We start from the raw sequence: 22325 nt of genomic DNA on the forward strand, positions 1-22325 counted from the left end.
AACCTGGGGTCTTGGCCTCAGGTTTCAATTTGCAATCAGAAAGGGATTTTATGTCCATTATTCAAAAACTTTGGTGGTTTTTCAAGTTAGAAAAACACCGTTATTTAGTCGGGATTGTGGCCCTGATCTTGGTTTCCGTCCTCAATCTTATTCCCCCTATGGTTATGGGGCGGGTCATCGATGCCATCACATCGGGGAAATTAACCCAGCAGGACCTCCTTTTTGACCTATTTTACTTGCTTCTTGCGGCCTTTGGGATGTACTATCTGCGCTATGTTTGGCGTATGTATATCCTTGGAACTTCCTACCGTTTGGGGCAGATTATGCGATCTCGCTTGTTTGAGCATTTTACAAAAATGTCTCCAGCCTTTTATCAGACCTATCGGACGGGGGACCTGATGGCGCATGCAACCAACGATATCAATGCCTTGACTCGTCTGGCAGGAGGCGGTGTTATGTCTGCCGTGGATGCCTCTATCACGGCTTTAGTGACCTTGCTGACCATGCTCTTTAGCATTTCTTGGCAAATGACTCTGGTTGCCATTTTACCCCTGCCTTTCATGGCTTATGCGACCAGTCGTTTAGGGAGAAAGACTCATAAGGCTTTCGGAGAATCGCAGGTTGCCTTTTCTGAACTCAATAACAAGGTGCAGGAGTCTGTATCAGGTATTAAAGTGACCAAGTCTTTCGGTTATCAGGCGGACGAGTTGAAGTCCTTTCAGGCAGTCAATGAATTGACCTTCCAAAAGAACCTCCAAACCATGAAATACGATAGTCTCTTTGACCCTATGGTTCTCTTATTTGTTGGTTCCTCTTATGTTTTAACGCTTTTGGTAGGCTCCTTGATGGTTCAGAAAGGGCAAATCACGGTTGGGAATCTAGTTACCTTTATCAGCTACTTGGATATGCTGGTTTGGCCTCTTATGGCCATCGGCTTCCTCTTTAATATTACCCAGCGAGGGAAGGTTTCCTACCAGCGGATTGAAGATCTTTTGTCTCAGGAATCACCCGTACAAGCCCCTGAGTTTCCTCTAGACAGTATCGAAAATGGGCGCTTGCAGTATGCCATTGATAGCTTTGCCTTTGAAAATGAGGAAACACTGACAAATGTTCACTTTAGTTTGGAAAAAGGTCAAACGCTGGGCTTGGTTGGGCAAACAGGCTCTGGGAAAACATCTCTAATCAAACTGCTCTTGCGTGAATACGATGTGGACAAGGGTGCAATTTACCTAAACGGTCATAATATTCGTGACTATCGTCTGACAGACCTTCGCAGTCTCATGGGCTATGTTCCTCAGGACCAGTTCCTCTTTGCGACTTCGATTTTAGACAATATCCGCTTTGGCAAACCTAACTTGCCCCTTTCAGCGGTCGAGAAAGCGACTAAGCTAGCTCAAGTTTATCAAGACATTGTAGACATGCCTCAAGGATTTGATACACTGATTGGTGAAAAGGGAGTCAGTCTTTCTGGTGGTCAAAAGCAGCGTCTGGCCATGAGTCGGGCTATGATTTTAGACCCTGATATCTTGATTTTGGATGATTCTTTGTCGGCCGTGGATGCCAAGACGGAGTATGCGATTATTGACAACCTCAAGGAGACGCGAAAGGACAAGACAACCATTATTACGGCTCATCGCCTGAGTGCAGTTGTCCATGCAGATTTGATTTTAGTCCTGCAAAATGGACAGATTATCGAACGAGGTAGGCACGATGACTTGCTAGCCTTGGATGGCTGGTATGCCCAAACCTACCAGTCTCAGCAACTGGAAATGAAGGGAGAAGAAGATGCAGAATAAACAAGAACAATGGGCTGTATTGAAGCGCTTGATGTCCTATCTCAAGCCCTATGGACTCCTGACTTTTTTGGCACTCAGTTTTCTCCTTGCGACGACGGTCATTAAAAGTGTCATTCCCCTTGTAGCTTCCCACTTTATCGACCAGTACCTCAGTAATCTTAATCAACTGGCCGTGACCGTTTTGCTGGCCTACTATGGCCTTTATCTCCTACAAACTCTAGTTCAGTATGTCGGGAATCTTCTCTTTGCGCGGGTATCCTACAGTATTGTTAGAGATATTCGTCGCGATGCCTTTGCCAATATGGAGAAACTGGGCATGTCTTATTTTGACAAGACGCCAGCAGGCTCCATCGTTTCTCGTTTGACCAATGATACCGAGACCATCAGTGATATGTTTTCAGGGATTTTATCCAGCTTTATCTCAGCAGTTTTCATTTTTCTAACAACCCTTTATACCATGTTGGTGCTGGATTTTCGTTTGACAGCTTTAGTCCTGCTCTTTCTACCCTTGATTTTCCTGTTGGTCAATCTCTACCGGAAAAAGTCAGTGAAAATCATCGAAAAAACCAGAAGTCTCTTGTCAGATATCAATAGTAAGCTGGCAGAGAATATCGAGGGAATCAGGATTATCCAGGCCTTTAATCAAGAGAAGCGCCTGCAGGCAGAATTTGATGAAATCAACCAAGAACATTTGGTCTATGCCAACCGTTCTGTAGCCTTGGATGCCCTCTTTTTGAGACCTGCCATGAGTTTGTTGAAACTCCTAGGCTACGCAGTTTTGATGGCCTATTTTGGCTACCGTGGGCTTTATCTGGGAATAACAGCAGGAACTATGTATGCCTTTATCCAGTACATCAATCGTCTCTTTGACCCCTTGATTGAGGTGACGCAAAACTTTTCAACCCTTCAAACTTCTATGGTTTCTGCAGGCCGTGTTTTTGCCTTGATTGATGAGAGGACCTATGAACCCCTTCAAAAGGATAGCCAAGCAAAGATTACAGAAGGCAATATTCGTTTTGAACATGTGTGTTTCTCATATGATGGCAAACACCCGATTCTGGATGACATTTCTTTTTCAGTTAACAAGGGGGAAACCATTGCCTTTGTAGGTCATACAGGTTCGGGGAAATCATCTATTATCAATGTCCTCATGCGTTTTTATGAATTTCAGTCAGGCCGAGTTCTCTTGGATGGTGTGGATATTAGGGACTACAGTCAGGAAGAGCTGAGAAAGAACATCGGTCTGGTCTTGCAGGATCCCTTCCTCTATCATGGGACTATCAAGTCCAATATCGCCATGTACCAAGATCTTAGTGATGAAGAGGTCCAGGCTGCGGCTGCCTTTGTCGATGCAGATTCCTTTATTCAGGACCTTCCGCAGGGTTATGATGCCCCTGTTTCTGAGCGTGGTTCGAGCTTCTCTACTGGCCAGCGTCAGCTTCTTGCCTTTGCCAGAACAGTCGCCAGTCAGCCTAAAATCCTGATTTTGGATGAAGCAACAGCCAATATTGACTCTGAAACAGAAAGCTTGGTTCAAGCTTCCCTAGCCAAGATGAGGCAGGGGCGGACGACCATTGCTATCGCCCACCGCCTTTCTACCATCCAAGACGCCAACTGCATTTATGTCTTGGATAAGGGGCGCATCATCGAGAGTGGAACCCATGAGGAACTCTTGGCCTTGGGAGGAACCTATCACAAGATGTATCGTTTGCAGGCTGGAGCCATGTCCTAATAAGAATTCCTCCAAATTACAGCTTTCTTGCACCGCCTTTTCCATTTTGTGGTATAATGAAAAATGTTGACAAATAGTATAATAAAAACAAAGGAGAAACAGCATGCTGAAATGGGAAGACTTGCCCGTGGAAATGCAATCAAGCGAGGTTGAGTCTTACTACCAGCTTGTCTCTAAAAGGAAGGGTTCGCTGATTTTCAAGCGTTGTCTGGATTGGGTTCTGGCCCTGTTTTTGCTACTTTTGACTTCTCCCGTCTTTCTCATCTTGAGTATTTGGATCAAGTTGGATAGCAAGGGACCTGTCATTTACAAGCAAGAGCGCGTGACCCAGTACAACCGTCCGTTCAAGATTTGGAAGTTCCGTACTATGGTAACGGATGCGGATAAAAAAGGAAGTCTGGTGACTTCTGCTAACGATAGCCGCATTACCAAAGTGGGAAATTTCATTCGTCGTGTGCGCTTGGATGAACTGCCTCAGCTGGTCAATGTCCTTAAAGGCGAGATGTCTTTTGTCGGTACACGACCTGAAGTGCCACGTTATACCGAGCAGTATAGTCCTGAAATGATGGCGACCTTGCTCTTGCCAGCAGGAATCACCTCTCCAGCCAGCATCAACTACAAGGATGAGGATACGATCATCAGCCAAATGACGGAGAAAGGTCTATCAGTTGACAAGGCCTATGTCGAACACGTCCTTCCTGAAAAGATGCGCTATAACCTCGCCTATCTCCGAGAGTTTAGTTTCCTTGGAGACATCAAAATCATGTTTCAAACCGTGTTTGAAGTGCTAAAATAAAGTAGTCATGAGAAAATGAGTACAGATAAAAGGAGCAAATCAATGCCAAATTACAATATTCCATTTTCACCACCCGATATTACCGAAGCTGAAATTGCTGAAGTAGCGGATACCCTTCGTTCTGGTTGGATCACAACAGGTCCGAAGACAAAAGAACTGGAGCGTCGCTTGTCCCAATACACACAGACATCTAAGACTGTCTGCCTCAACTCTGCGACAGCCGCTCTTGAGTTGATTTTGCGTGTTTTGGAAGTGGGCCCTGGTGATGAAGTCATCGTTCCAGCCATGACCTATACAGCTTCATGTAGTGTCATCACACACGTAGGAGCGACACCTGTCATGGTGGATATTCAAGCAGATACGTTTGAGATGGACTATGACCTTCTTGAGCAAGCCATCACTGAAAAGACTAAGGTGATCATCCCAGTAGACCTTGCAGGGATTGTTTGCAACTATGACCGTTTGTTCCAAATTGTGGAGAAGAAACGCGACCTCTTTACTGCTTCAAGCAAGTGGCAAAAGGTCTTTAACCGTATTGTGATTGTCTCTGATAGTGCCCATGCTTTGGGATCAACTTATAAAGGACACCCCGCTGGCTCTATCGCTGACTTTACTTCCTTCTCATTCCATGCTGTTAAAAACTTTACAACGGCTGAGGGAGGAAGTGCGACTTGGAAGGCCAATCCAGCGATTGATGACGAAGAGATGTACAAGGAATTCCAAATCCTTTCCCTTCATGGTCAGACTAAGGATGCTCTTGCTAAGATGCAATTGGGTTCATGGGAGTACGATATCGTAACACCGGCCTACAAGTGCAACATGACGGATATCATGGCTTCGATAGGTTTGGTACAATTGGATCGTTACCCTGGTTTGTTGCAACGTCGTAAGGACATCGTGGACCGCTATGATCGTGGTTTTGCGGGTACTCGTATTCACCCATTGGCACACAAGACTGATACTGTCGAATCTTGTCGTCACCTCTACATCACCCATGTAGAAGGTGCTAGCCTAGAAGAGCGTAACCAAATCATCCAAGAATTGGCTAAAGCAGGAATTGCAAGTAACGTACATTACAAACCACTTCCTCTCTTGACAGCCTATAAGAATCTTGGCTTCGATATGGCAGATTATCCAAGAGCCTATGCCTTCTTTGAAAATGAAATTACGCTCCCTCTTCATACAAAATTAAGCGATGATGAAGTCGACTATATCGTTAAGACTTTGGTGAGAATTTCCGAAGAAATCCTCGGTTCTGGAAAAAAATCATAAAAAAATCTTGACAAAGATAGAACAATAACATATAATATTCTCAATAAATCAGAAAAGTAACTATGTTTGATCTTCAGGGAGCCTGTGGTGATTGTGAACAGGTGGTTGGAAGTAGTGAAAGTGGGCTGATTTTAAAAATGAATTTGAAACAATGAAAATTCGGTGCGCACACCTTACAGTGCAACTTGTTGTTAGACAAGGCAGAGATGTAAGGGGGGATAGTCCCTTTATAATTGAGGTGGCACCGCGTTACCAACGCCCTCACACGGAAGTAGATTCTGTGTGTGGGCTTTTTTCATATCTTTAAATTAATACTGAAAGAGGAAAATTTTATGACAACTAAAGGATATTTTGGACAATTTGGTGGTAGTTTTGTACCGGAGCCGATTCAGGCTTTGTTGGATGAGTTGGAAGTGACATTTGACAAATACAAGGATGATCCAGAATTTTTGGCAGAATTTCGCCATTACTTGAAGGATTATTCAGGTCGCGAAACACCGCTTTATTTTGCGGAAAGTTTGACAGATCACTTAGGTGGCGCTAAGATTTATCTCAAGCGCGAAGACCTGAACCATCTGGGTTCTCACAAGCTTAACAACGTTTTAGGGCAAATCCTTCTTGCCAAACGTATGGGCAAAAAACGAGTGATCGCGGAAACAGGAGCTGGTCAACACGGTGTTGCGACAGCAGCGGCTGCAGCCAAGTTTGGTATGGCCTGTGATGTCTACATGGGGGCAGAAGATGTGGAACGTCAACGCCTCAATGTTTTCCGCATGGAGATGATGGGAGCAACTGTTCACGCGGTTGAAACGGGAACTCGAACTCTCAAGGACGCGGTTGATGCAGCCTTTGGAGCATGGATGAATGATCTTGAAGCCTTCTACGTTTTGGGATCTGCTGTAGGTCCTCATCCTTATCCTACAATTGTTCATGAATTCCAAAAGGTCATCAGTGAAGAATCTCGTCGTCAAATCTTAGAAAAAGAAGGCCGTTTACCAGACTACGTCATTGCCTGTGTAGGTGGTGGTTCCAATGCCATCGGTGCTTTTTCACAGTATGTAGCTGATGAAGAAGTCAAATTGATTGGGGTAGAAGCCGCTGGTCACGGACTTGACACAGACAAGCACGCAGCCACTATGACAAAAGGTAGTGTCGGAATTGTCGACGGTATGAAGACTTATGCAGTCTTTAAGGAAGATGGAGAGCTGGCGCCAGTTTACTCTATCTCAGCTGGTTTGGACTATCCAGGGGTTGGTCCAGAACACGCCTACTTTAAAGATTCTGGCCGCGTAGAATATGTGGCAGCGACAGATGAAGAAGCGGTTCAAGCCTTGCTCCTTCTTAGTAAGACAGAAGGGATTATCCCAGCGATTGAAAGTTCGCACGCGATCGCAGAAGCAGTTAAACGTGCACCGAAACTAAGTAAAGATGAGATTATCATCATCAATGTCTCTGGGCGTGGAGACAAGGACGTAGCTGCGATTGCAGACTACCTAGAAGCTAAAAAATAAGAGATGGAAAAATTACAGTCTTTTCTCTCCCAGAGAGCTTGTGGTTGCTGGAAACAAGCAGAGAAAACTGTAAGGTTGGGTCCATCTGAAACGAGAGAAGAAAACATAATTCTCAAGGGAGTGCCCTTTATCGCACAGCCTGTTACAGAATCTTTCTAAGACAGGAATGAGAGATAGGAGAAATCCTATAATTGAGGTGGCACCGCGAATTTCGTCCTCACGCAAGTTATTTTGCGTGGGGATTTTTCATACAGTCGCCACGGACTAGAATTAGAACTGAAAGGGAAATTACAATGGAACGAATCATTCATGGAGATGTCTTATCACCAATATTGGCTTATATGCGTCTAAAGGGGCAACACAAGGTTATCTTAGAGAGTATTCCGAGAGACAAGGAAACCGCTCGTTTTTCTATCCTAGCCTATAATCCAGTTTTTGAGATTCAGTTTGAAAATGGAGTCCTTTATCAAAATGGTCAAGTGATTGATCGGGATCCTTTGGATTTCCTTTATGAAGTGACTCATAAGAGCCAGCACCATTCAGACCTACCTTTTGGTGGGGGAGCTATTGGCTTTGTGGGGTACGATATGATTTCTCTTTATGAAGAAATTGGACAAATCCCTGAGGATACCATTGGGACGCCAGACATGCATTTCTTTGTCTATGAGAGCTATATGGTCTTTGACCACAAGAAGGAAAAAATTCATGTCATAGAGGATGCTCTCTATAGCGAGCGCAGTCAAGAAGACTTGAAAGAATCCTTGAACCAAGTGCTTGTGGAATTACGCATCCCTGCTCCAAATGAATTTGAAGATTTGGATTTATCTCCGCTCGACTTCAAACCGCATATCGCTCCTCAGAAGTTTGAGCAAATGGTCGAAACAGCTCGTGACTTGATTCGTAACGGGGATATGTTCCAATGTGTGCTCAGTCAGCGTTTCTCAGCAGAAGTTACTGGAAATCCATTTGATTTCTATAGGAATCTTCGAGTGACCAATCCATCTAATTACCTCTATTTCTATGATTTTGGGGATTATCAAATCATCGGTGCCAGTCCTGAAAGTTTGGTTTCTGTCAAAAACGGTATCGTGACAACCAATCCGATTGCAGGTACGCGACCAAGAGGCACAGCGGATGAAGAGGACAAGGCCTTGGCGACAGACCTGCTTTCTGATGAGAAGGAAACAGCAGAGCATCGGATGTTGGTAGACTTGGGGCGTAACGATATTGGTCGCATCTCTGAAACAGCCAGTGTCCAAGTCACCAAGTATATGGAAGTGGAGCTCTTCCGCTATGTCATGCATTTGACCAGCGTGGTGAAAGGGCGTTTGCTTCCCGAACTCACTGCCATGGATGCTTTGAAAGCTACACTTCCAGCTGGGACAGTTTCAGGAGCACCAAAGATTCGGGCCATGAGACGCATCTATGAACTGGAAACGGAAAAACGGGGCGTATATGCAGGAGCAATCGGCTACTTGTCTGCGACGGGTGATATGGACTTCGCCATCGCCATCCGAACTATGATTCTCAAAAATCAAAAAGCCTATGTTCAGGCTGGGGCAGGGATTGTCTATGACTCTATTGCTCAAAACGAATATCAAGAAACCATTAACAAGGCTAAATCTATGACTAGAATTGGAGAACTAAGACCATGATTTTATTGATTGACAACTATGATTCTTTTACCTATAACTTGGCCCAGTACATTGGGAGTTTTGCAGAAGTGCAGGTCTTGAGAAATGATGATCCCAAGCTGTATGAAGAAGCTGAAAAAGCAGATGGTCTGGTCTTTTCTCCTGGTCCCGGTTGGCCAGTTGATGCTGGAAAGATGGAAGACATGATTCGTGACTTTGCCGGCAAGAAGCCGATTCTAGGGATTTGTTTGGGTCACCAAGCCATCGCAGAAGTCTTTGGTGGGAAGCTAGGTTTGGCTCCAAAAGTCATGCATGGGAAACAGAGCCATATCAGCTTTGAAGCGCCATCTGTTCTCTATCAAGGCATTGAGGATGGTCGTCCAGTCATGCGCTATCACAGCATTTTGATTGAAGAAATGCCAGAAGGCTTTGAAGTGACAGCTCGTTCGACTGATGACCAGGCCATTATGGGAATTCAACACAAAACCCTGCCGATTTATGGCTTCCAGTACCATCCAGAAAGTATCGGAACGCCAGATGGCTTGTCTTCTATTCGAAATTTTATCGAGAAGGTTGTAAAGTGAGGAAACTAGGATGAAAGAAATTATTGAAAAACTAGCGAAATTTGAAAATTTATCAGGTGTGGAAATGACGGATGTCATTGAGCGTATCGTAACTGGGCGTGTAACCGAAGCTCAGATTGCTTCTCTTCTCTTGGCACTTAAGATGAAGGGGGAAACACCTGAAGAACGCACAGCCATTGCACAAGTCATGAGAGGCCATGCCCAACACATTCCAACTGAGATACATGATGCCATGGACAACTGTGGTACAGGTGGGGACAAGTCTTTCAGCTTTAACATTTCCACAACTGCAGCCTTTGTCTTGGCTGGTGGCGGCATTCATATGGCTAAGCACGGTAACCGTTCGATTTCTTCTAAATCGGGTTCTGCAGATGTCCTTCAAGCATTGGGCATCAATCTTGACCTCAAACCAGCTGAACTAGGTAAGGTTTTTGATAAAACTGGCATCGTCTTTCTCTTTGCTAAAAATATGCACCCAGCTATGAAATACATCATGCCAGCACGTTTGGAATTGGGAATTCCAACAATCATGAACTTGACTGGTCCACTGATTCACCCAATGGCCTTGGAAACACAGCTTCTTGGGATTAGTCGTCCAGAACTGCTAGAAAGTACCGCTCAGGTTTTGAAAAATATGGGCCGCAAGCGTGCCATCGTGGTTGCTGGACCAGAAGGGCTGGATGAAGCTGGCTTGAACGGAACAACCAATATTGCTCTTCTTGAAAATGGCGAAATCACCTTGTCAAGCTTCACTCCAGAGGATTTGGGGATGGAACGCTACGCTATCGAAGATATCCGTGGTGGCAATGCTCAGGAAAATGCAGAAATTTTGCTCAGCGTTCTTCAAAACGAACCAAGTCCATTCTTGGAAACGACAGTCTTGAATGCTGGTCTTGGTTTCTATGCTAATGGTAAGGTAGCTAGTATCAAGGAAGGAGTTGCCTTGGCTCGTCAAGTGATTGCTAGTGGCAAGGCCCTTGAAAAACTCAGACTGTTACAGGAGTACCAAAAATGAGTCAGGAATTTTTATCACGAATCTTAGAACAGAAGGCGCGTGAAGTCGAGCAAATGGAGCTGGAGGAAATCCAGCCCTTGCGCCAGACCTATCGCTTGGCTGACTATTTAAAACAACATCAAGACCGTTTGCAGGTAATCGCTGAGGTCAAGAAGGCTAGCCCTAGTCTGGGAGATATCAATCTCGATGTGGATATTGTGCAACAGGCCCAGACTTATGAAGCGAACGGAGCAGTGATGATTTCGGTTTTGACAGATGAAGTTTTCTTTAAAGGGCATTTGGATTATTTGCGTGAGATTTCCAGTCAGGTAAACATTCCGACGCTTAATAAGGACTTTATCATCGATGAAAAGCAAATCATCCGTGCTCGCAATGCGGGTGCGACAGTCATCTTGCTCATTGTGGCAGCCTTGTCAGAAGAACGCCTTAAGGAACTTTACGACTATGCGACAGAGCTTGGTCTAGAAGTTTTGGTGGAGACTCACAATCTTGCTGAACTAGAGGTGGCCCACAGACTGGGTGCTGAGATTATTGGGGTTAACAACCGTAACTTGACCACCTTTGAAGTCGACTTGCAGACCAGTGTAGACTTGGCTCAGCACTTTAAGAAAGGTCACTATTACATTTCTGAATCTGCCATTTTCACAGGACAGGATGCGGAACGAGTAGCATCATCCTTTAACGGAATTTTGGTGGGAACAGCTCTCATGCAGGCAGAGGATGTGGCTCAAAGAATCAAGGAGTTGCAGATTGACAAAGGTTAAGATTTGTGGATTATCGACCAAAGAAGCGGTAGAGACAGCCGTATCAGCAGGGGCAGACTACATTGGTTTTGTCTTTGCGCTTAGTAAAAGACAGGTGAGCTTGGAAGAGGCTGCTGAGCTCGCAAAGCACATTCCTTCCGATGTAAAAAAGGTTGGCGTATTTGTTTCACCAAGTAGGACAGAACTACTAGAAGCAATTAAAAAAGTTGGCTTGGACTTGGTTCAAGTTCATGGTCAGGTAGCAGATGATTTGTTTGAGGATTCACCTTGTGCCAGCATTCAGGCTGTGCAGGTGGATGGAGAGGGGCATGTGCCCAATTCTCGGGCAGATTATCTACTCTTTGATGCCCCTGTGGCAGGGAGTGGCCAGATCTTTGACTGGGGCCAACTGGATACGGCAGAACTAGCTCAGCCTTTCTTTATCGCAGGTGGGCTTAAGGAAGACAATGTAGTAAAAGCAATTCGACACTTTACTCCCTATGCAGTCGATGTATCAAGTGGAGTGGAGACAGATGGACAAAAAGATCATGAAAAGATTAGAAGATTTATAGAGAGGGCAAAGAATGGCATATCAAGAACCAAATAAAGATGGATTTTACGGAAAATTCGGCGGACGTTTTGTCCCAGAAACATTGATGACAGCAGTTTTGGAGTTGGAAAAAGCTTATCGTGAAAGTCAGGCGGACCCAAGTTTCCAAGAGGAATTAAACCAGCTCTTACGCCAGTATGTAGGACGTGAAACTCCCCTTTACTACGCAAAAAACTTGACCCAGCATATCGGTGGAGCTAAGATTTATCTCAAACGGGAAGACCTCAATCACACAGGGGCCCACAAGATTAACAATGCCTTGGGCCAAGTTCTTCTGGCTAAGCGCATGGGCAAAAAGAAAATTATCGCTGAAACAGGTGCTGGTCAGCACGGTGTAGCAACTGCAACAGCTGCAGCCCTCTTTAACATGGAATGTACCATTTACATGGGTGAGGAAGATGTCAAACGACAAGCCCTCAATGTCTTCCGTATGGAGCTTTTGGGAGCCAAGGTTGAGGCAGTAACAGATGGTTCGCGCGTGCTCAAGGATGCGGTCAATGCAGCCCTCCGTTCATGGGTGGCAAATATCGACGATACCCACTATATCCTTGGTTCTGCCTTAGGACCTCATCCATTCCCAGAAATCGTTCGTGACTTCCAAAGTGTCATCGGTCGAGAAGCCAAACAACAGTACCGTGACTTGACAGGTCAAGATTTGCCAGATGCTCTAGTAGCTTGTGTTGGTGGTGGTTCTAATGCTATCGGTCTCTTCCATCCATTTGTAGAAGATGAGTCAGTAGCAATGTATGGGGCTGAAGCAGCAGGACTTGGTGTGGATACAGAGCATCACGCAGCTACCTTGACCAAGGGTCGCCCAGGTGTTCTCCACGGTTCGCTTATGGATGTGCTCCAAGATGCACATGGGCAAATCTTAGAAGCCTTTTCTATCTCAGCAGGGTTAGACTACCCTGGTATCGGTCCAGAACACTCTCACTACCACGATATCAAACGTGCCAGCTATGTTCCTGTGACTGACGAGGAAGCCTTGGAAGGATTCCAACTCTTGTCTCGTGTGGAAGGAATTATCCCAGCCTTGGAATCTAGCCACGCCATTGCCTTTGCAGTGAAATTGGCCAAAGAACTTGGACCAGACAAGTCGATGATTGTCTGCCTATCCGGTCGTGGGGACAAGGATGTAGTTCAAGTCAAAGACCGCTTGGAAGCAGATGCAGCAAAGAAGGGAGAAGCTCATGCCTAAGACACTAACAGAAAAATTGAACGCTATAAAAGCGACTGGAAAAGGAATTTTTGTTCCTTATATCATGGCTGGGGACCATGAGAAAGGTCTGGATGGCCTAGGTGAAACAATCCACTTTTTAGAAGATTTGGGTGTTTCAGCCATTGAAGTGGGTATTCCCTTTTCAGACCCTGTTGCAGATGGCTCTGTTATCGAAGAAGCAGGCTTGCGCAGTCTAGCTCACGGAACTTCTACCCAGGCTTTGGTGGAAACCTTGAAAAGCATTGAAACAGAAGTTCCACTTGTCATTATGACCTACTTCAACCCCCTATTTCAGTACGGTGTTGAGAAATTTGTCAAAGATTTGGCAGATACAGCAGTTAAGGGTTTGATTATCCCAGACCTGCCTCATGAACATGCTAACTTTGTAGAACCATTTTTGGCAGACACAGACATCGCCTTGATTCCCCTAGTTAGTTTGACAACAGGACTTGAGCGTCAAAAAGAGTTGATTGCAGGGGCAGAAGGCTTCGTCTATGCCGTTGCCATTAATGGGGTGACAGGGAAGTCAGGCAATTACCGTGCAGACTTGGACAAGCACTTGGCACAATTGCATCAAGTAGCTGACATCCCAGTCTTGACAGGTTTTGGTGTTTCTAGTCAAGCTGATGTAGAACGTTTCAATGCAGTGTCAGATGGCGTTATCGTCGGTTCAAAAATCGTAAAAGCTCTCCACCAAGGAGAGCCAATTGAGGACTTTATCAAACAAGCAGTAGCTTACCAAAAATAATCATGCAAGCAGCAAGTAAGAGGAAAGGCACGAAAGGAAGTCTTTCCTTTTTCTTTTTCAGGAGAAAGGCTAGAATTCCTGTTGCAGAAGCGAACTGAATCAAGATGAGTAGTTCGGTCACACTAAAGACGAGAGCACAAGAAGCCAGAAAGAGAAAATCCCCTGCACCCATGCGAATATCGATAAAATGCGCCAAAATTCCAAGGGCAAGAAAGAAGACCATGACCAGATTCCAACCACAGAAAGCCAGGATGATTAGGTGAAAAGTCAGCCAGACCAGTAGGGGATATTCCTGATGGCGAAAGTCGTAGATACCCAAGGTCAAGCCAGCAGTGATGAGGATGACTTGTCCTATGGAAATACAGCCCCAAGACCAAGCCAGAAAGACAAGCCCTAAGCCGAGTTCAAAGAGAGCATACCAGATTGGATAGCGAATCTTGCAGTAGCGACAGCGAAAGCGATTGAAGACCTGCGAAAGGATAGGAATCAAATCTAGCGGACGCAAGCGAGTCTGACAGGAATTGCAGTGGCTAGCTGGTCGAATAATGGATTGGTCAGGGAAACGGTCAATGACCAAACCTAGAAAGGAAGCGAGAATGTTCCCGACAAGAAAAAAATAAAGATCAATCATACTTATCTATTCGTAAAAAATAGAAGAAGTAGTATAATAAAGAAACATTGATAAGATGGTGAGGTCAAGATGATGATTCGTTTTGAAGAAAATGTGAGCACAGAAAATGCTCAGCTCGTATGCCAATGGTCCAACTCCCTTGGCAAATCCTTTCAAGAACAATGGATGGGAACAATGATTCCTTTTCCTTTAACAATTCAAATCTTGCAAGATTTGGAAGGAATCTTTTCAATCTTTGATGGACAAGAGTTTGTGGGGCTTATCCAGAAAATTAGGCTAGAAGACAGGAATCTTCATATCGGGAGATTTTTTATCAACCCCCAGAAACAGGGGCAGGGCTTAGGTAGCCAGGCTTTAAGAAAATTTGTTAGTTTGGCCTTTGAAAATGAAGACATAGATACTATTTCTCTAAATGTCTATGAGGCAAATCAAACAGCTTACAAGCTTTACCAAAAAGAAGGATTTGAAATCGTTCAAATGGTTGAAGTACCTATACGAAAATACATCATGAAAAAGGGGAGATAGAAAGCAAAAAAGCCTTGAAACCAAGGCTTTTTCCTGTTGTTTAGATGCCCCCTGCATGAATTTGTAAGAACTTTTCATATTGAAAATAAACAAAAATGTTGAAATATAGCTGATTTTAGGGAAATACATTTAGGTATTTTCAATGTCAGGATTTAAAAATGGGGCAAAAGTGGGGCAAAAACAAATTAACGAAAAAAATATCGAGTTCGTGCATCAAGTAAATGATAAATTGCAAGAATAAGTGCAACATTTACTCGAACTCATCCTCTAGAGCTTCACTAGCAGTTCTGTAAGCTAAACATTTTCGTGGTCGGTGATTGATATCATATAAAGCCTTGGTTCCCAAAGCTTTTTAATGTTATAAACTCATTAAAATAATCCCCAGTTAGATTTGGAATATTTTTTATTCTGTGTCATATAAAAATAAATAAAAAGAATGGCTATAGCTAGAGCTAAAATGGTTGTTATACTCACTACTATTATAGGATTAGAAGCAAAGATTAAAGAGAGAATCAAGGCAGCCAGATAGAGTGTCGCTTGGACACAGTAGTAACTTTTCGAATAGCGAAGATAGTGTTTGTTATGGGGTCCATTTACTAGGACAGCAGCTTGAAAGAGGCCAAATCCGATATAAGAGAAGATGGTTGCAAAGAGACGATTAGCTTCAGGATTCAGAAGAAAACTCATCGATACAGTCATCATCATAAGTCCAATGAAAATAGGATAGTGACTGTAAATTAGAAATAGTCCCTTTTGATTAGATTTTTCATCAATAGCATGGTCGAATTGACCAAAATAAAACAAGAACAGAGAAAGCATAATAATGAAATAAAGAACCGAATAAATCGAGAAATTCTCGATTGTAAAGAAGTTAGCTAGCTCCGTAATCATCTCTCCAAACATAATAATGACAAGAAGGGAGATACGCTCGATTAAATGGGGGAGATTTACCTGGTAATGCTTATCTTTATTAAGCAAGATACTTGGCATAATAAATGTTAGCAGAATACTAGCAAATAAGATATAGACTCTAAGGTAAATAGGAAGAAGAGCTGCTAGATAGAATCCTAAACTTCCTAGACCTGTTATCCATAGAAAACCTTTGATACTTTCCCGATTAGCATCATCGGTTGATTTTCTAAAAAATTCAACCAAATATTGAAAAAATAAGGTAAGGGTTAATGTACCAATAGCCCAACAGAGATAATGAAAATATTGTTGCCAATCAGGTCCAATCATATTGGCTATAAAGAGTAAAATTCCCATTTTGATAAACATGATTACTATGTTAAATAAAGAGTTCTTTCCATAGCGATTGGTATAATCGGTTTGAATCATCCAGGAATCGATGAGAAACAAAGTAGCAATGAAAAAATCAAGGAAAGAATTCCAAGTCAAAATACCGTTATGAAGATGGTCAATTAAAGTAGTTACTTTTGAAATTGCAAAAACAAAAACTAAGTCATAAAAAAGTTCTGAAAATTCTACACGTTTATGTTTAATAAGAGTTGTCATCTTAAGTCCTTTCTATTTTAGAAGTATAGTTTATTATAACAGAAAATGGCAATGAGAGAAAAGGATATGCTTAAATAACTTCATGTGACGCGAATGAACTGCGCCACAAAAGTTAGGTTTTTTCTGTCTAACTTTTGGGGTGCAGTTCAGAAGGGGTGTTTTTTCTATCGTTTTTTAGTGCTAAGACTACACAAAAATGCCTTGTAAATCAAGGCTTTTTCCTGTTGTATTTAGATGCCCCCTACAGGGATTTGGAAAGGACTTTCATATTGAGAGCAATTAAAAATATTGAAATATAAGTGATTTTAGGTATTTTCAATGTCATGATTTAAAAATGGGACAAAAGTGGGGCAAAAACCATACAGATTCTAAACTGTATGGTTCTTTTTTTATCTAACCAAGAAAGGTTAAAACTTATTAAAACACATGCAATCAACTGTTGAAAACTTTTTAGTCCGTGTAATATAAAAACAAGTAAAAAGTTGAACTATAGGGAATATTGTGTCATAATAGGTAATAGATGAATAATTAATAGATTGGAAATAATGCTTTCTTACCTTAACAAGTTGAATTGGTTATACATTTTTTCGTCTCAATTGTACTTATCTCTCAAGTTTAGTTAATTTTTATTAGCTTTGTTTTCGAATCAATAAAACAAATTTTAGAAGTGCATAAGACAAGATGGTGACATTACTACAGTCATTTCTAGTCACCATATGTTGCTGGCACAGGCTGTTTGTAGTGTTGGCTATTTACTAGTCAGTTTAATCGGAGTGTTTAATTTTTATTGTTGAAAGGTTTTTATATGGCGAAAATTCTATCTTTAGGTCTGACAGGTAAGAAATTACTTGCTCAGGGGTTCTTGTTTGTTCTGCTAGGTCTCATCTTGATGGTCACGGGGACTTGGTTGCCAGTAACAGTTATTCGCCTGGTTCTGTTTTTAGCTTGGATAGCAACGGTCGTAGATTTGCTATTAAGAGTTTTCAAAAAAAGCCAGTCAACGGATACCTTGGGAGTTGCACTGGTTAAATTGTTAGTGCTGGGATATTTGCTAGGTTCTAATCTTGCGACTGATATACCGATTTATGTTCTGGCTCTTGTGATTGGAGTTTATCAGATTTTTGGGGCCACGATTAATCTTGTCACCTATGTTCTCTACCGTAAAAATAATATTCGACCTCGTTTTCGTCTCTTACTAGATGGTATTCTACTAGTTTTTCTTGGTGGAGCTAGTCTTTTGTCCTCTACGGGAAATTCTGTCTTTCAACTCTTTGTTTTAGGGGCTTATTTTTTCCTTTATGGTCTGTCCAATATCCGTGACGGTTTCTTATTTGAAGGGGAAATTGGGAAAAACCATCTCAAACGTCGCATTAGAATTAGCTTACCTATTGTCCTAGCCGCTCTCATCCCTGCAAGAACTTTAGCAAAAATTAACAAATTTATGCTGGAAAATGCTGATGAGGAAGAAGATATCCATCTTGGAATAGTGAAGTCTGGTAAGACAGCAGAGCTAGAAATTTTTGTTCATACAGCTGAGACCTCCCTGTTTTCAGCTATTGGTCATGTGGATATCTGCTATCAAGGCCGTGTTATTTCTTATGGCAACTATGATCCGTCTTCTGAGACCTTATTTGGCATGGTAGGAGATGGTGTCTTATATTTCTGTGATCGTGACAAGTACATTGACCTATGTAAACGTGAGAGTCAAAAAACGCTTTTTGGTTATGGGATAGATTTGACGCCTGAAATGGAAAAAGCAGTTCAGAAAAAGTTGGCTGAATTGAAACAACTGACGATTCCATGGGAGCCAAGTGCAGATAAAATCATGACAGGTGATGGTAAGGAAGACTACACCTACGCTTATAAAATCAGACATGAGACAGATGGGGAACTTTATAAATTTATCAAATCTAAGTTTAAATCCTACTTTGTCTTATCTACAAACTGTGTGCTCTTGGCTGATACCATAGTCGGTCAGGCTGGCACCGATATCCTCTCACCCAAAGGATTTATCGCTCCAGGAACTTACCAAGCCTACCTTAATCGAGAGTTTGAAAAACCAAATAGTATAGTCGTATCTAAACATGTTTATTAAGGAGAATTTATGAACTTAGTAAAAAAATACACCCCGTTAATACTTTTTATAGGGCTGGTTGCTCTTGTAATTCTGAATGCATCGAGCTTTATATCAGGAGCAATCTCTCTCTTTGATGTAATATCAACCTTGATTTATGGTGCTGTTATTGCTTTTGTGCTTAATGTTCCTATGAAAAAAATTGAACAGTACTTAGTTAAATTGAAGGTAAAGGCAGAGTTGCGTCGTCCGATTGCCATGGTACTTGTTTTCCTAGCTCTTATCTTAATCGTGATTGCTCTTTTGGTTTTGGTGCTGCCAACCCTAGCCCAGACTATTAGTCAGCTGGGAACAGTCCTTTCAACAGTCCTTACTCAACTTGGGAAATTGCTAGGCAGCTCGGAATTTGTAACCAAAGACATGTTGTCAACTATCGTATCAGGCATACAGGGACAATCTAGTTCTATTAGCCAAGCTTTGATAGGTTTTTTATCAGGTCTGACTAGTAATATCGGCAATATTTTTTCAAGTTTGATGAATGCCTTTTTGATTATAGTCTTCACCTTTTTATTTTTATCCAGTAAGGAACATTTGGCAGCGATGACGAGTCGACTTCTAAAAGTTTTTCTTCCAGAGAAGGTGGTGATAAAGTTGACTTACATTGGACAAGTAGCACTAGAGACTTATGACCAATTTTTGATGAGTCAGCTGATTGAAGCAGTTATCATAGGAGTTATGATAGCGGTTGGTTACAGCGTGTTTGGGATACCCTATGGAGTAATGACAGGTATCTTTGCAGGAGTGCTATCGTTCATTCCTTATGTAGGGCCTATGATTGCTTGTGTTGTGGGAGCGATTTTTATCTTCACAGTGAGTCCTACTCAAGCCTTACTTTCTCTTCTTCTATATCAAGTTATACAGCTGATTGAAGGAAACCTTATTTATCCTAGAGTTGTAGGTCAGTCTATTGGTTTGCCAGCTATTTTCACGCTTGCGGCTGCTAGTATTGGAGGGAATCTTTTCGGACTACTTGGAATGATATTCTTTACCCCCGTATTTGCTGTTATCTATCGACTGGTTAAAGAATTTGTCGTTGCAAAGGAAAATCAGGTAGATTAAGAAAAACTAAATTTAATAAGATATACTGAGAAGAGAGTGAGAGATTCTCTTCTCTTTTATTTTTAAATACTTTTCTACAAAAAGCTATTAGACGTTAAAAAAAGCCTTGGTTTCAAGGCTTATTTCTGTTGATTTAGATGTGCCCCCTGCAGGGCTCGAACCTGCGCCCCATAGCTTAAGAGTCTACTGCTCTACCAACTGAGCTAAGGAGGCAACAGAAAAAGCTGAGAATGTAACTTCCCAGCTATTTTAATATGCCCAAAATGGCAGCTAGATTATTTACGAAAGGCATCAAGGATATAGGTGAAACCAACAATTAAAAATGCAAAGGCAACGACATAAACGACAAAGACACTTGTAGCTACTGGATTGAACAAAATCACTAGACCTAGTAAAAATGCAAGCAACGCTATCCACATGATATGGTTGCCAATAATAGGGAAAATCAATCCCAGACGATTGCCTTTAAAGAAAGCTATAATGGCTTCTACAATTAACCAAATTCCTAAAATAGTTGGAATGACAACTGGCAGCGTCACAAAGCCATAGGCAACGAGGTAAAGAGCTAAGAGAAGATTAACAATCCCTTGGAAAAGATGAGCTGGTGAGCGAAGCTCTTTTGGTACAGAGAAATAGCCTAAAATAGCTGCTATAGAAGAAACCAGTAAACCAAATGCAATCCACCAGCTGTAAGCAACAAGATTAGCTACTGGGTTTGTAAATAGGAAAAGTCCTAAAAGGACAAAAACAACTCCTGCAAGGAATAGCAGTAAACGATTAGAAAATTTCATTTCAATACCCCCTATATAGTATAGTATAGTTTGATAATAAAAATATTATACACCTTTTTAGAGGAAATGTCAATAAACAAAATGGAAAATTTGGAAGTTTCAGTTTTTATCATTTTGAAAATAAAAAGAGAAGATAAAATTTGTCTTCTCTACATGAAAATATTGTATGGCATCAAAGCAAAAGTAACTGGCTTTACACTATTTGTTAAGATGTAATTTGATTCAAAAAGAAAAGATAGATTTAAAAGTGGGGCAAATGATGGAGCAAATCAGTTATAGACAAGCAAAAAAGCCTTGAAATTAAGGCTTTTTCCTGTTGTATTTAGTGCCCCCTACAGGGATCGAACCTGTGACCCACGGATTAAGAGTCCGCTGCTCTGCCAGCTGAGCTAAGGAGGCAAAGAAAAAGCTGTATTGGTGCCGAATCTTCACGGTTTGTATTGAACCCGCGCAATTAAGCAGGTGGGCAACTCGCTCTAACTGAAGCTGTTTCCGTGTGAGACGGCTTACATGCTGTTAGAAGACTTTTGTTTCCCTAATAATACAAAAAATAGTCGGTCAACACTTAAGTGTGAAGTCGTACACCACAGCGTTTCTATGTTTATATGATACCACTTTTTTTAAAAAATTCAAGAGGAAAATTTATTTTTTTTGAAAAGGATTTCACAAGTTTCTTAATTTATCAATGGTTTCCTTACGTTGGGCTAAGGCCCGTTCGTACTTGCCAGTTTCCTCTGGTGAAAAGTAGCTATGATTGCGAATCTTTTCTGGCAAGTAGTCTTGTTTGACCCAGTGTCCAGGATAGTTGTGTGGATAGAGATAGTTTTGAGCGTTGCCCAATTCCTTGCTACCACTATAATGTCCATCACGCAGATGTCGTGGAATGGGCAAATGCCCTGATGTTTTGAGGTCAGCAAGAGCCTTGTCCATAGCCACATAGGCTGAGTTGGATTTTGGAGAAAGGGCCAAATCAATCACGATATTGGCAATGAGAATGCGAGCTTCTGGGAAACCAATTCTTTGTGCAGCATCTAGAGCAGTTACGGTATGAATCTGGGCTTCAGGATTGGCCAAACCAATATCCTCATAGGCAATCACAGTCAAACGACGAGCGAGACTAGGCAGATCCCCAGCTTCAATCAAGCGGGCTGCGTAATGAAGACTGGCATCCACATCCGAGCCGCGGATGGACTTTTGCAGGGCTGAGAGGACATCATAGTGGCCATCCCCATCCTTGTCCATAGTTATATAGCTCCTTTGCAGACTGTTCTCCATGATATCAAGAGTGATATGGCGGATGCCCTTATCATTTTCAGGGGTAGAGAGAACAGCCAAGTCAAGTGAGTTGAAGGCAGAGCGAAGATCTCCGTTTGTAGAGGTTGCGATGAAATCCAGCGCCTCCTCATCTAGCTCTACTGGAAAATCAAAACCACGCTCAGGGTTACTTAGAGCTATCTGAATCGCTTCTTTGACATCTTGATTGGACAGAGGTTCCAACTCAAAAATCTGAACACGGCTACGGATGGCAGGAGTGACAGAAAAGAAGGGATTTTCAGTCGTAGCCCCAATCATGATGACAAGTCCACTTTCCAAGAGAGGAAGGAGAAAGTCTTGCTTGGTTTTGTCAAGACGATGAATCTCGTCTAGTAGCAGTACAAGGCCACCTGAGAATTTAGCTTCTTCAGCAATCTCTTGGAGCCGTTTTTTACTATCAACAGTGGCATTGAAGGTCCGAAAGGCATACTTGGTTGTTCCAGCGATGGCAGAGGCGATACTGGTTTTGCCGATTCCTGGAGGTCCGTAGAGAATCATGGAAGACAGACGATTGGCTTCCACCATACGACGGATAATTTTTCCAGGTCCTACCAGATGCTTTTGACCGATGACTTGGTCGATAGTTTTAGGGCGCATGCGAAGCGCGAGATTGTCTGGCATAGCAGTCCTTTCTAACATGGATTTTCTGATGTATATGTGGTAAGATGGTAGTATCTATTTTAGCATATTTCCGAG

Annotated in this window: 19 protein-coding genes, 2 tRNA genes and 1 other annotated feature; of the genes, 15 read left to right on the plus strand and 6 right to left on the minus strand. The window is 42.4% G+C overall.

The window, feature by feature from the left end; translation table 11 throughout:
* Positions 1-50 precede the first annotated feature (50 nt).
* From I6G42_RS04935 to trpA, 12 genes are all read left to right on the plus strand, one after another.
* Positions 51-1796 carry an ABC transporter ATP-binding protein gene (locus I6G42_RS04935; RefSeq protein WP_038804937.1) on the plus strand — a complete coding sequence of 582 codons (1746 nt, stop codon included), beginning with the start codon at positions 51-53 and terminating at the stop codon, positions 1794-1796.
* On the plus strand, positions 1786-3528 hold the full coding sequence (locus I6G42_RS04940) for an ABC transporter ATP-binding protein (RefSeq protein ID WP_038804938.1): 1743 nt from the start codon (positions 1786-1788) through the stop codon (positions 3526-3528). The genes I6G42_RS04935 and I6G42_RS04940 overlap by 11 nt, the downstream gene beginning before the upstream one ends.
* Positions 3529-3631: 103 nt before the next feature.
* Positions 3632-4324 (plus strand): sugar transferase, encoded by a 693-nt coding sequence (locus I6G42_RS04945; RefSeq protein ID WP_038804939.1) that lies wholly within the window; start codon positions 3632-3634, stop codon positions 4322-4324.
* Positions 4325-4366: 42 nt separating this feature from the next.
* Positions 4367-5596 (plus strand): DegT/DnrJ/EryC1/StrS family aminotransferase, encoded by a 1230-nt coding sequence (locus tag I6G42_RS04950; RefSeq protein WP_038804940.1) that lies wholly within the window; start codon positions 4367-4369, stop codon positions 5594-5596.
* 332 nt (positions 5597-5928) lie between these two features.
* Positions 5929-7107, plus strand: a complete 1179-nt coding sequence (gene trpB, locus I6G42_RS04955) for a tryptophan synthase subunit beta (protein WP_009730495.1) — start codon at positions 5929-5931, stop codon at positions 7105-7107.
* Positions 7098-7329 (plus strand) — a binding site (T-box leader). It overlaps the preceding gene by 10 nt.
* A gap of 71 nt (positions 7330-7400) precedes the next feature.
* A complete protein-coding gene (gene trpE, locus I6G42_RS04960; protein ID WP_038804942.1) occupies positions 7401-8762 on the plus strand; it encodes an anthranilate synthase component I in 1362 nt (453 codons plus the stop codon).
* On the plus strand, positions 8759-9325 hold the full coding sequence (locus I6G42_RS04965; protein WP_038804943.1) for an aminodeoxychorismate/anthranilate synthase component II: 567 nt from the start codon (positions 8759-8761) through the stop codon (positions 9323-9325). The genes trpE and I6G42_RS04965 overlap by 4 nt, the downstream gene beginning before the upstream one ends.
* Positions 9326-9335: 10 nt before the next feature.
* Positions 9336-10340, plus strand: a complete 1005-nt coding sequence (gene trpD, locus I6G42_RS04970; RefSeq protein ID WP_038804944.1) for an anthranilate phosphoribosyltransferase — start codon at positions 9336-9338, stop codon at positions 10338-10340.
* On the plus strand, positions 10337-11104 hold the full coding sequence (trpC, locus tag I6G42_RS04975; protein WP_038804945.1) for an indole-3-glycerol phosphate synthase TrpC: 768 nt from the start codon (positions 10337-10339) through the stop codon (positions 11102-11104). The genes trpD and trpC overlap by 4 nt, the downstream gene beginning before the upstream one ends.
* The gene (locus tag I6G42_RS04980; protein ID WP_038804946.1) at positions 11091-11690 is read left to right on the plus strand and encodes a phosphoribosylanthranilate isomerase; all 600 of its coding nucleotides are present in this window, start codon (positions 11091-11093) and stop codon (positions 11688-11690) included. The genes trpC and I6G42_RS04980 overlap by 14 nt, the downstream gene beginning before the upstream one ends.
* Positions 11668-12891 carry a tryptophan synthase subunit beta gene (trpB, locus tag I6G42_RS04985; RefSeq protein ID WP_000331265.1) on the plus strand — a complete coding sequence of 408 codons (1224 nt, stop codon included), beginning with the start codon at positions 11668-11670 and terminating at the stop codon, positions 12889-12891. The genes I6G42_RS04980 and trpB (I6G42_RS04985) overlap by 23 nt, the downstream gene beginning before the upstream one ends.
* Complete coding sequence (gene trpA / locus I6G42_RS04990; RefSeq protein ID WP_038804947.1) at positions 12884-13660, plus strand: tryptophan synthase subunit alpha; 777 nt, start codon at positions 12884-12886, stop codon at positions 13658-13660. The genes trpB (I6G42_RS04985) and trpA overlap by 8 nt, the downstream gene beginning before the upstream one ends.
* Here the strand turns inward: trpA and I6G42_RS04995 are convergent.
* On the minus strand, positions 13632-14291 hold the full coding sequence (locus I6G42_RS04995; protein WP_038804948.1) for a prepilin peptidase: 660 nt from the start codon (positions 14289-14291) through the stop codon (positions 13632-13634). The genes trpA and I6G42_RS04995 overlap by 29 nt on opposite strands.
* A 69-nt stretch (positions 14292-14360) precedes the next feature.
* On the opposite strand from I6G42_RS04995, the gene I6G42_RS05000 reads away from it, so the two are divergent.
* Entirely contained in the window at positions 14361-14816 is a 456-nt protein-coding gene (locus I6G42_RS05000; RefSeq protein WP_038804949.1) for a GNAT family N-acetyltransferase, read from the plus strand.
* A 369-nt stretch (positions 14817-15185) separates the two neighbouring features.
* Here I6G42_RS05000 and I6G42_RS05005 read toward each other — a convergent pair whose 3' ends face one another.
* On the minus strand, positions 15186-16331 hold the full coding sequence (locus I6G42_RS05005; RefSeq protein WP_038804950.1) for a low temperature requirement protein A: 1146 nt from the start codon (positions 16329-16331) through the stop codon (positions 15186-15188).
* 805 nt (positions 16332-17136) lie between these two features.
* Between I6G42_RS05005 and I6G42_RS05010 the strand changes: the two genes are divergently transcribed.
* Both I6G42_RS05010 and I6G42_RS05015 read left to right on the plus strand, forming a co-directional pair.
* The gene (locus I6G42_RS05010) at positions 17137-18426 is read left to right on the plus strand and encodes a membrane protein (protein WP_038804951.1); all 1290 of its coding nucleotides are present in this window, start codon (positions 17137-17139) and stop codon (positions 18424-18426) included.
* A gap of 9 nt (positions 18427-18435) precedes the next feature.
* Positions 18436-19524 carry an AI-2E family transporter gene (locus tag I6G42_RS05015; RefSeq protein ID WP_004193676.1) on the plus strand — a complete coding sequence of 363 codons (1089 nt, stop codon included), beginning with the start codon at positions 18436-18438 and terminating at the stop codon, positions 19522-19524.
* Between the two features lie 140 nt (positions 19525-19664).
* Here the strand turns inward: I6G42_RS05015 and I6G42_RS05020 are convergent.
* The 4 genes from I6G42_RS05020 to I6G42_RS05035 form a co-directional block, all read right to left on the minus strand.
* Positions 19665-19737, minus strand: a tRNA-Lys gene (locus tag I6G42_RS05020).
* A 62-nt stretch (positions 19738-19799) separates the two neighbouring features.
* On the minus strand, positions 19800-20315 hold the full coding sequence (locus I6G42_RS05025; protein ID WP_000672739.1) for a DUF308 domain-containing protein: 516 nt from the start codon (positions 20313-20315) through the stop codon (positions 19800-19802).
* Positions 20316-20641: 326 nt separating this feature from the next.
* Positions 20642-20714: transfer RNA gene (locus tag I6G42_RS05030), tRNA-Lys, on the minus strand.
* Positions 20715-20978: 264 nt separating this feature from the next.
* Positions 20979-22250 (minus strand): replication-associated recombination protein A, encoded by a 1272-nt coding sequence (locus I6G42_RS05035; protein ID WP_001113236.1) that lies wholly within the window; start codon positions 22248-22250, stop codon positions 20979-20981.
* Between the last annotated feature and the right edge of the window lie 75 nt (positions 22251-22325).

It is taken from the genome of Streptococcus oralis (assembly GCF_016028255.1).
Lineage (GTDB): Bacteria > Bacillota > Bacilli > Lactobacillales > Streptococcaceae > Streptococcus > Streptococcus oralis_AC.

Excerpts from the sequence above, each read along its gene's own strand:
- I6G42_RS04935 (WP_038804937.1), top strand. The coding sequence starts at position 51 with ATGTCCATTATTCAAAAACTTTGGTGGTTTTTCAAGTTAGAAAAACAC.
- I6G42_RS04940 (WP_038804938.1), top strand. The coding sequence starts at position 1,786 with ATGCAGAATAAACAAGAACAATGGGCTGTATTGAAGCGCTTGATGTCC.
- I6G42_RS04945 (WP_038804939.1), top strand. The coding sequence starts at position 3,632 with ATGCTGAAATGGGAAGACTTGCCCGTGGAAATGCAATCAAGCGAGGTT.
- I6G42_RS04950 (WP_038804940.1), top strand. The coding sequence starts at position 4,367 with ATGCCAAATTACAATATTCCATTTTCACCACCCGATATTACCGAAGCT.
- trpB (WP_009730495.1), top strand. The coding sequence starts at position 5,929 with ATGACAACTAAAGGATATTTTGGACAATTTGGTGGTAGTTTTGTACCG.
- trpE (WP_038804942.1), top strand. The coding sequence starts at position 7,401 with ATGGAACGAATCATTCATGGAGATGTCTTATCACCAATATTGGCTTAT.
- I6G42_RS04965 (WP_038804943.1), top strand. The coding sequence starts at position 8,759 with ATGATTTTATTGATTGACAACTATGATTCTTTTACCTATAACTTGGCC.
- trpD (WP_038804944.1), top strand. The coding sequence starts at position 9,336 with ATGAAAGAAATTATTGAAAAACTAGCGAAATTTGAAAATTTATCAGGT.
- trpC (WP_038804945.1), top strand. The coding sequence starts at position 10,337 with ATGAGTCAGGAATTTTTATCACGAATCTTAGAACAGAAGGCGCGTGAA.
- trpB (WP_000331265.1), top strand. The coding sequence starts at position 11,668 with ATGGCATATCAAGAACCAAATAAAGATGGATTTTACGGAAAATTCGGC.
- trpA (WP_038804947.1), top strand. The coding sequence starts at position 12,884 with ATGCCTAAGACACTAACAGAAAAATTGAACGCTATAAAAGCGACTGGA.
- I6G42_RS04995 (WP_038804948.1), bottom strand. The coding sequence starts at position 14,291 with ATGATTGATCTTTATTTTTTTCTTGTCGGGAACATTCTCGCTTCCTTT.
- I6G42_RS05000 (WP_038804949.1), top strand. The coding sequence starts at position 14,361 with ATGATGATTCGTTTTGAAGAAAATGTGAGCACAGAAAATGCTCAGCTC.
- I6G42_RS05005 (WP_038804950.1), bottom strand. The coding sequence starts at position 16,331 with ATGACAACTCTTATTAAACATAAACGTGTAGAATTTTCAGAACTTTTT.
- I6G42_RS05010 (WP_038804951.1), top strand. The coding sequence starts at position 17,137 with ATGGCGAAAATTCTATCTTTAGGTCTGACAGGTAAGAAATTACTTGCT.
- I6G42_RS05015 (WP_004193676.1), top strand. The coding sequence starts at position 18,436 with ATGAACTTAGTAAAAAAATACACCCCGTTAATACTTTTTATAGGGCTG.
- I6G42_RS05025 (WP_000672739.1), bottom strand. The coding sequence starts at position 20,315 with ATGAAATTTTCTAATCGTTTACTGCTATTCCTTGCAGGAGTTGTTTTT.
- I6G42_RS05035 (WP_001113236.1), bottom strand. The coding sequence starts at position 22,250 with ATGCCAGACAATCTCGCGCTTCGCATGCGCCCTAAAACTATCGACCAA.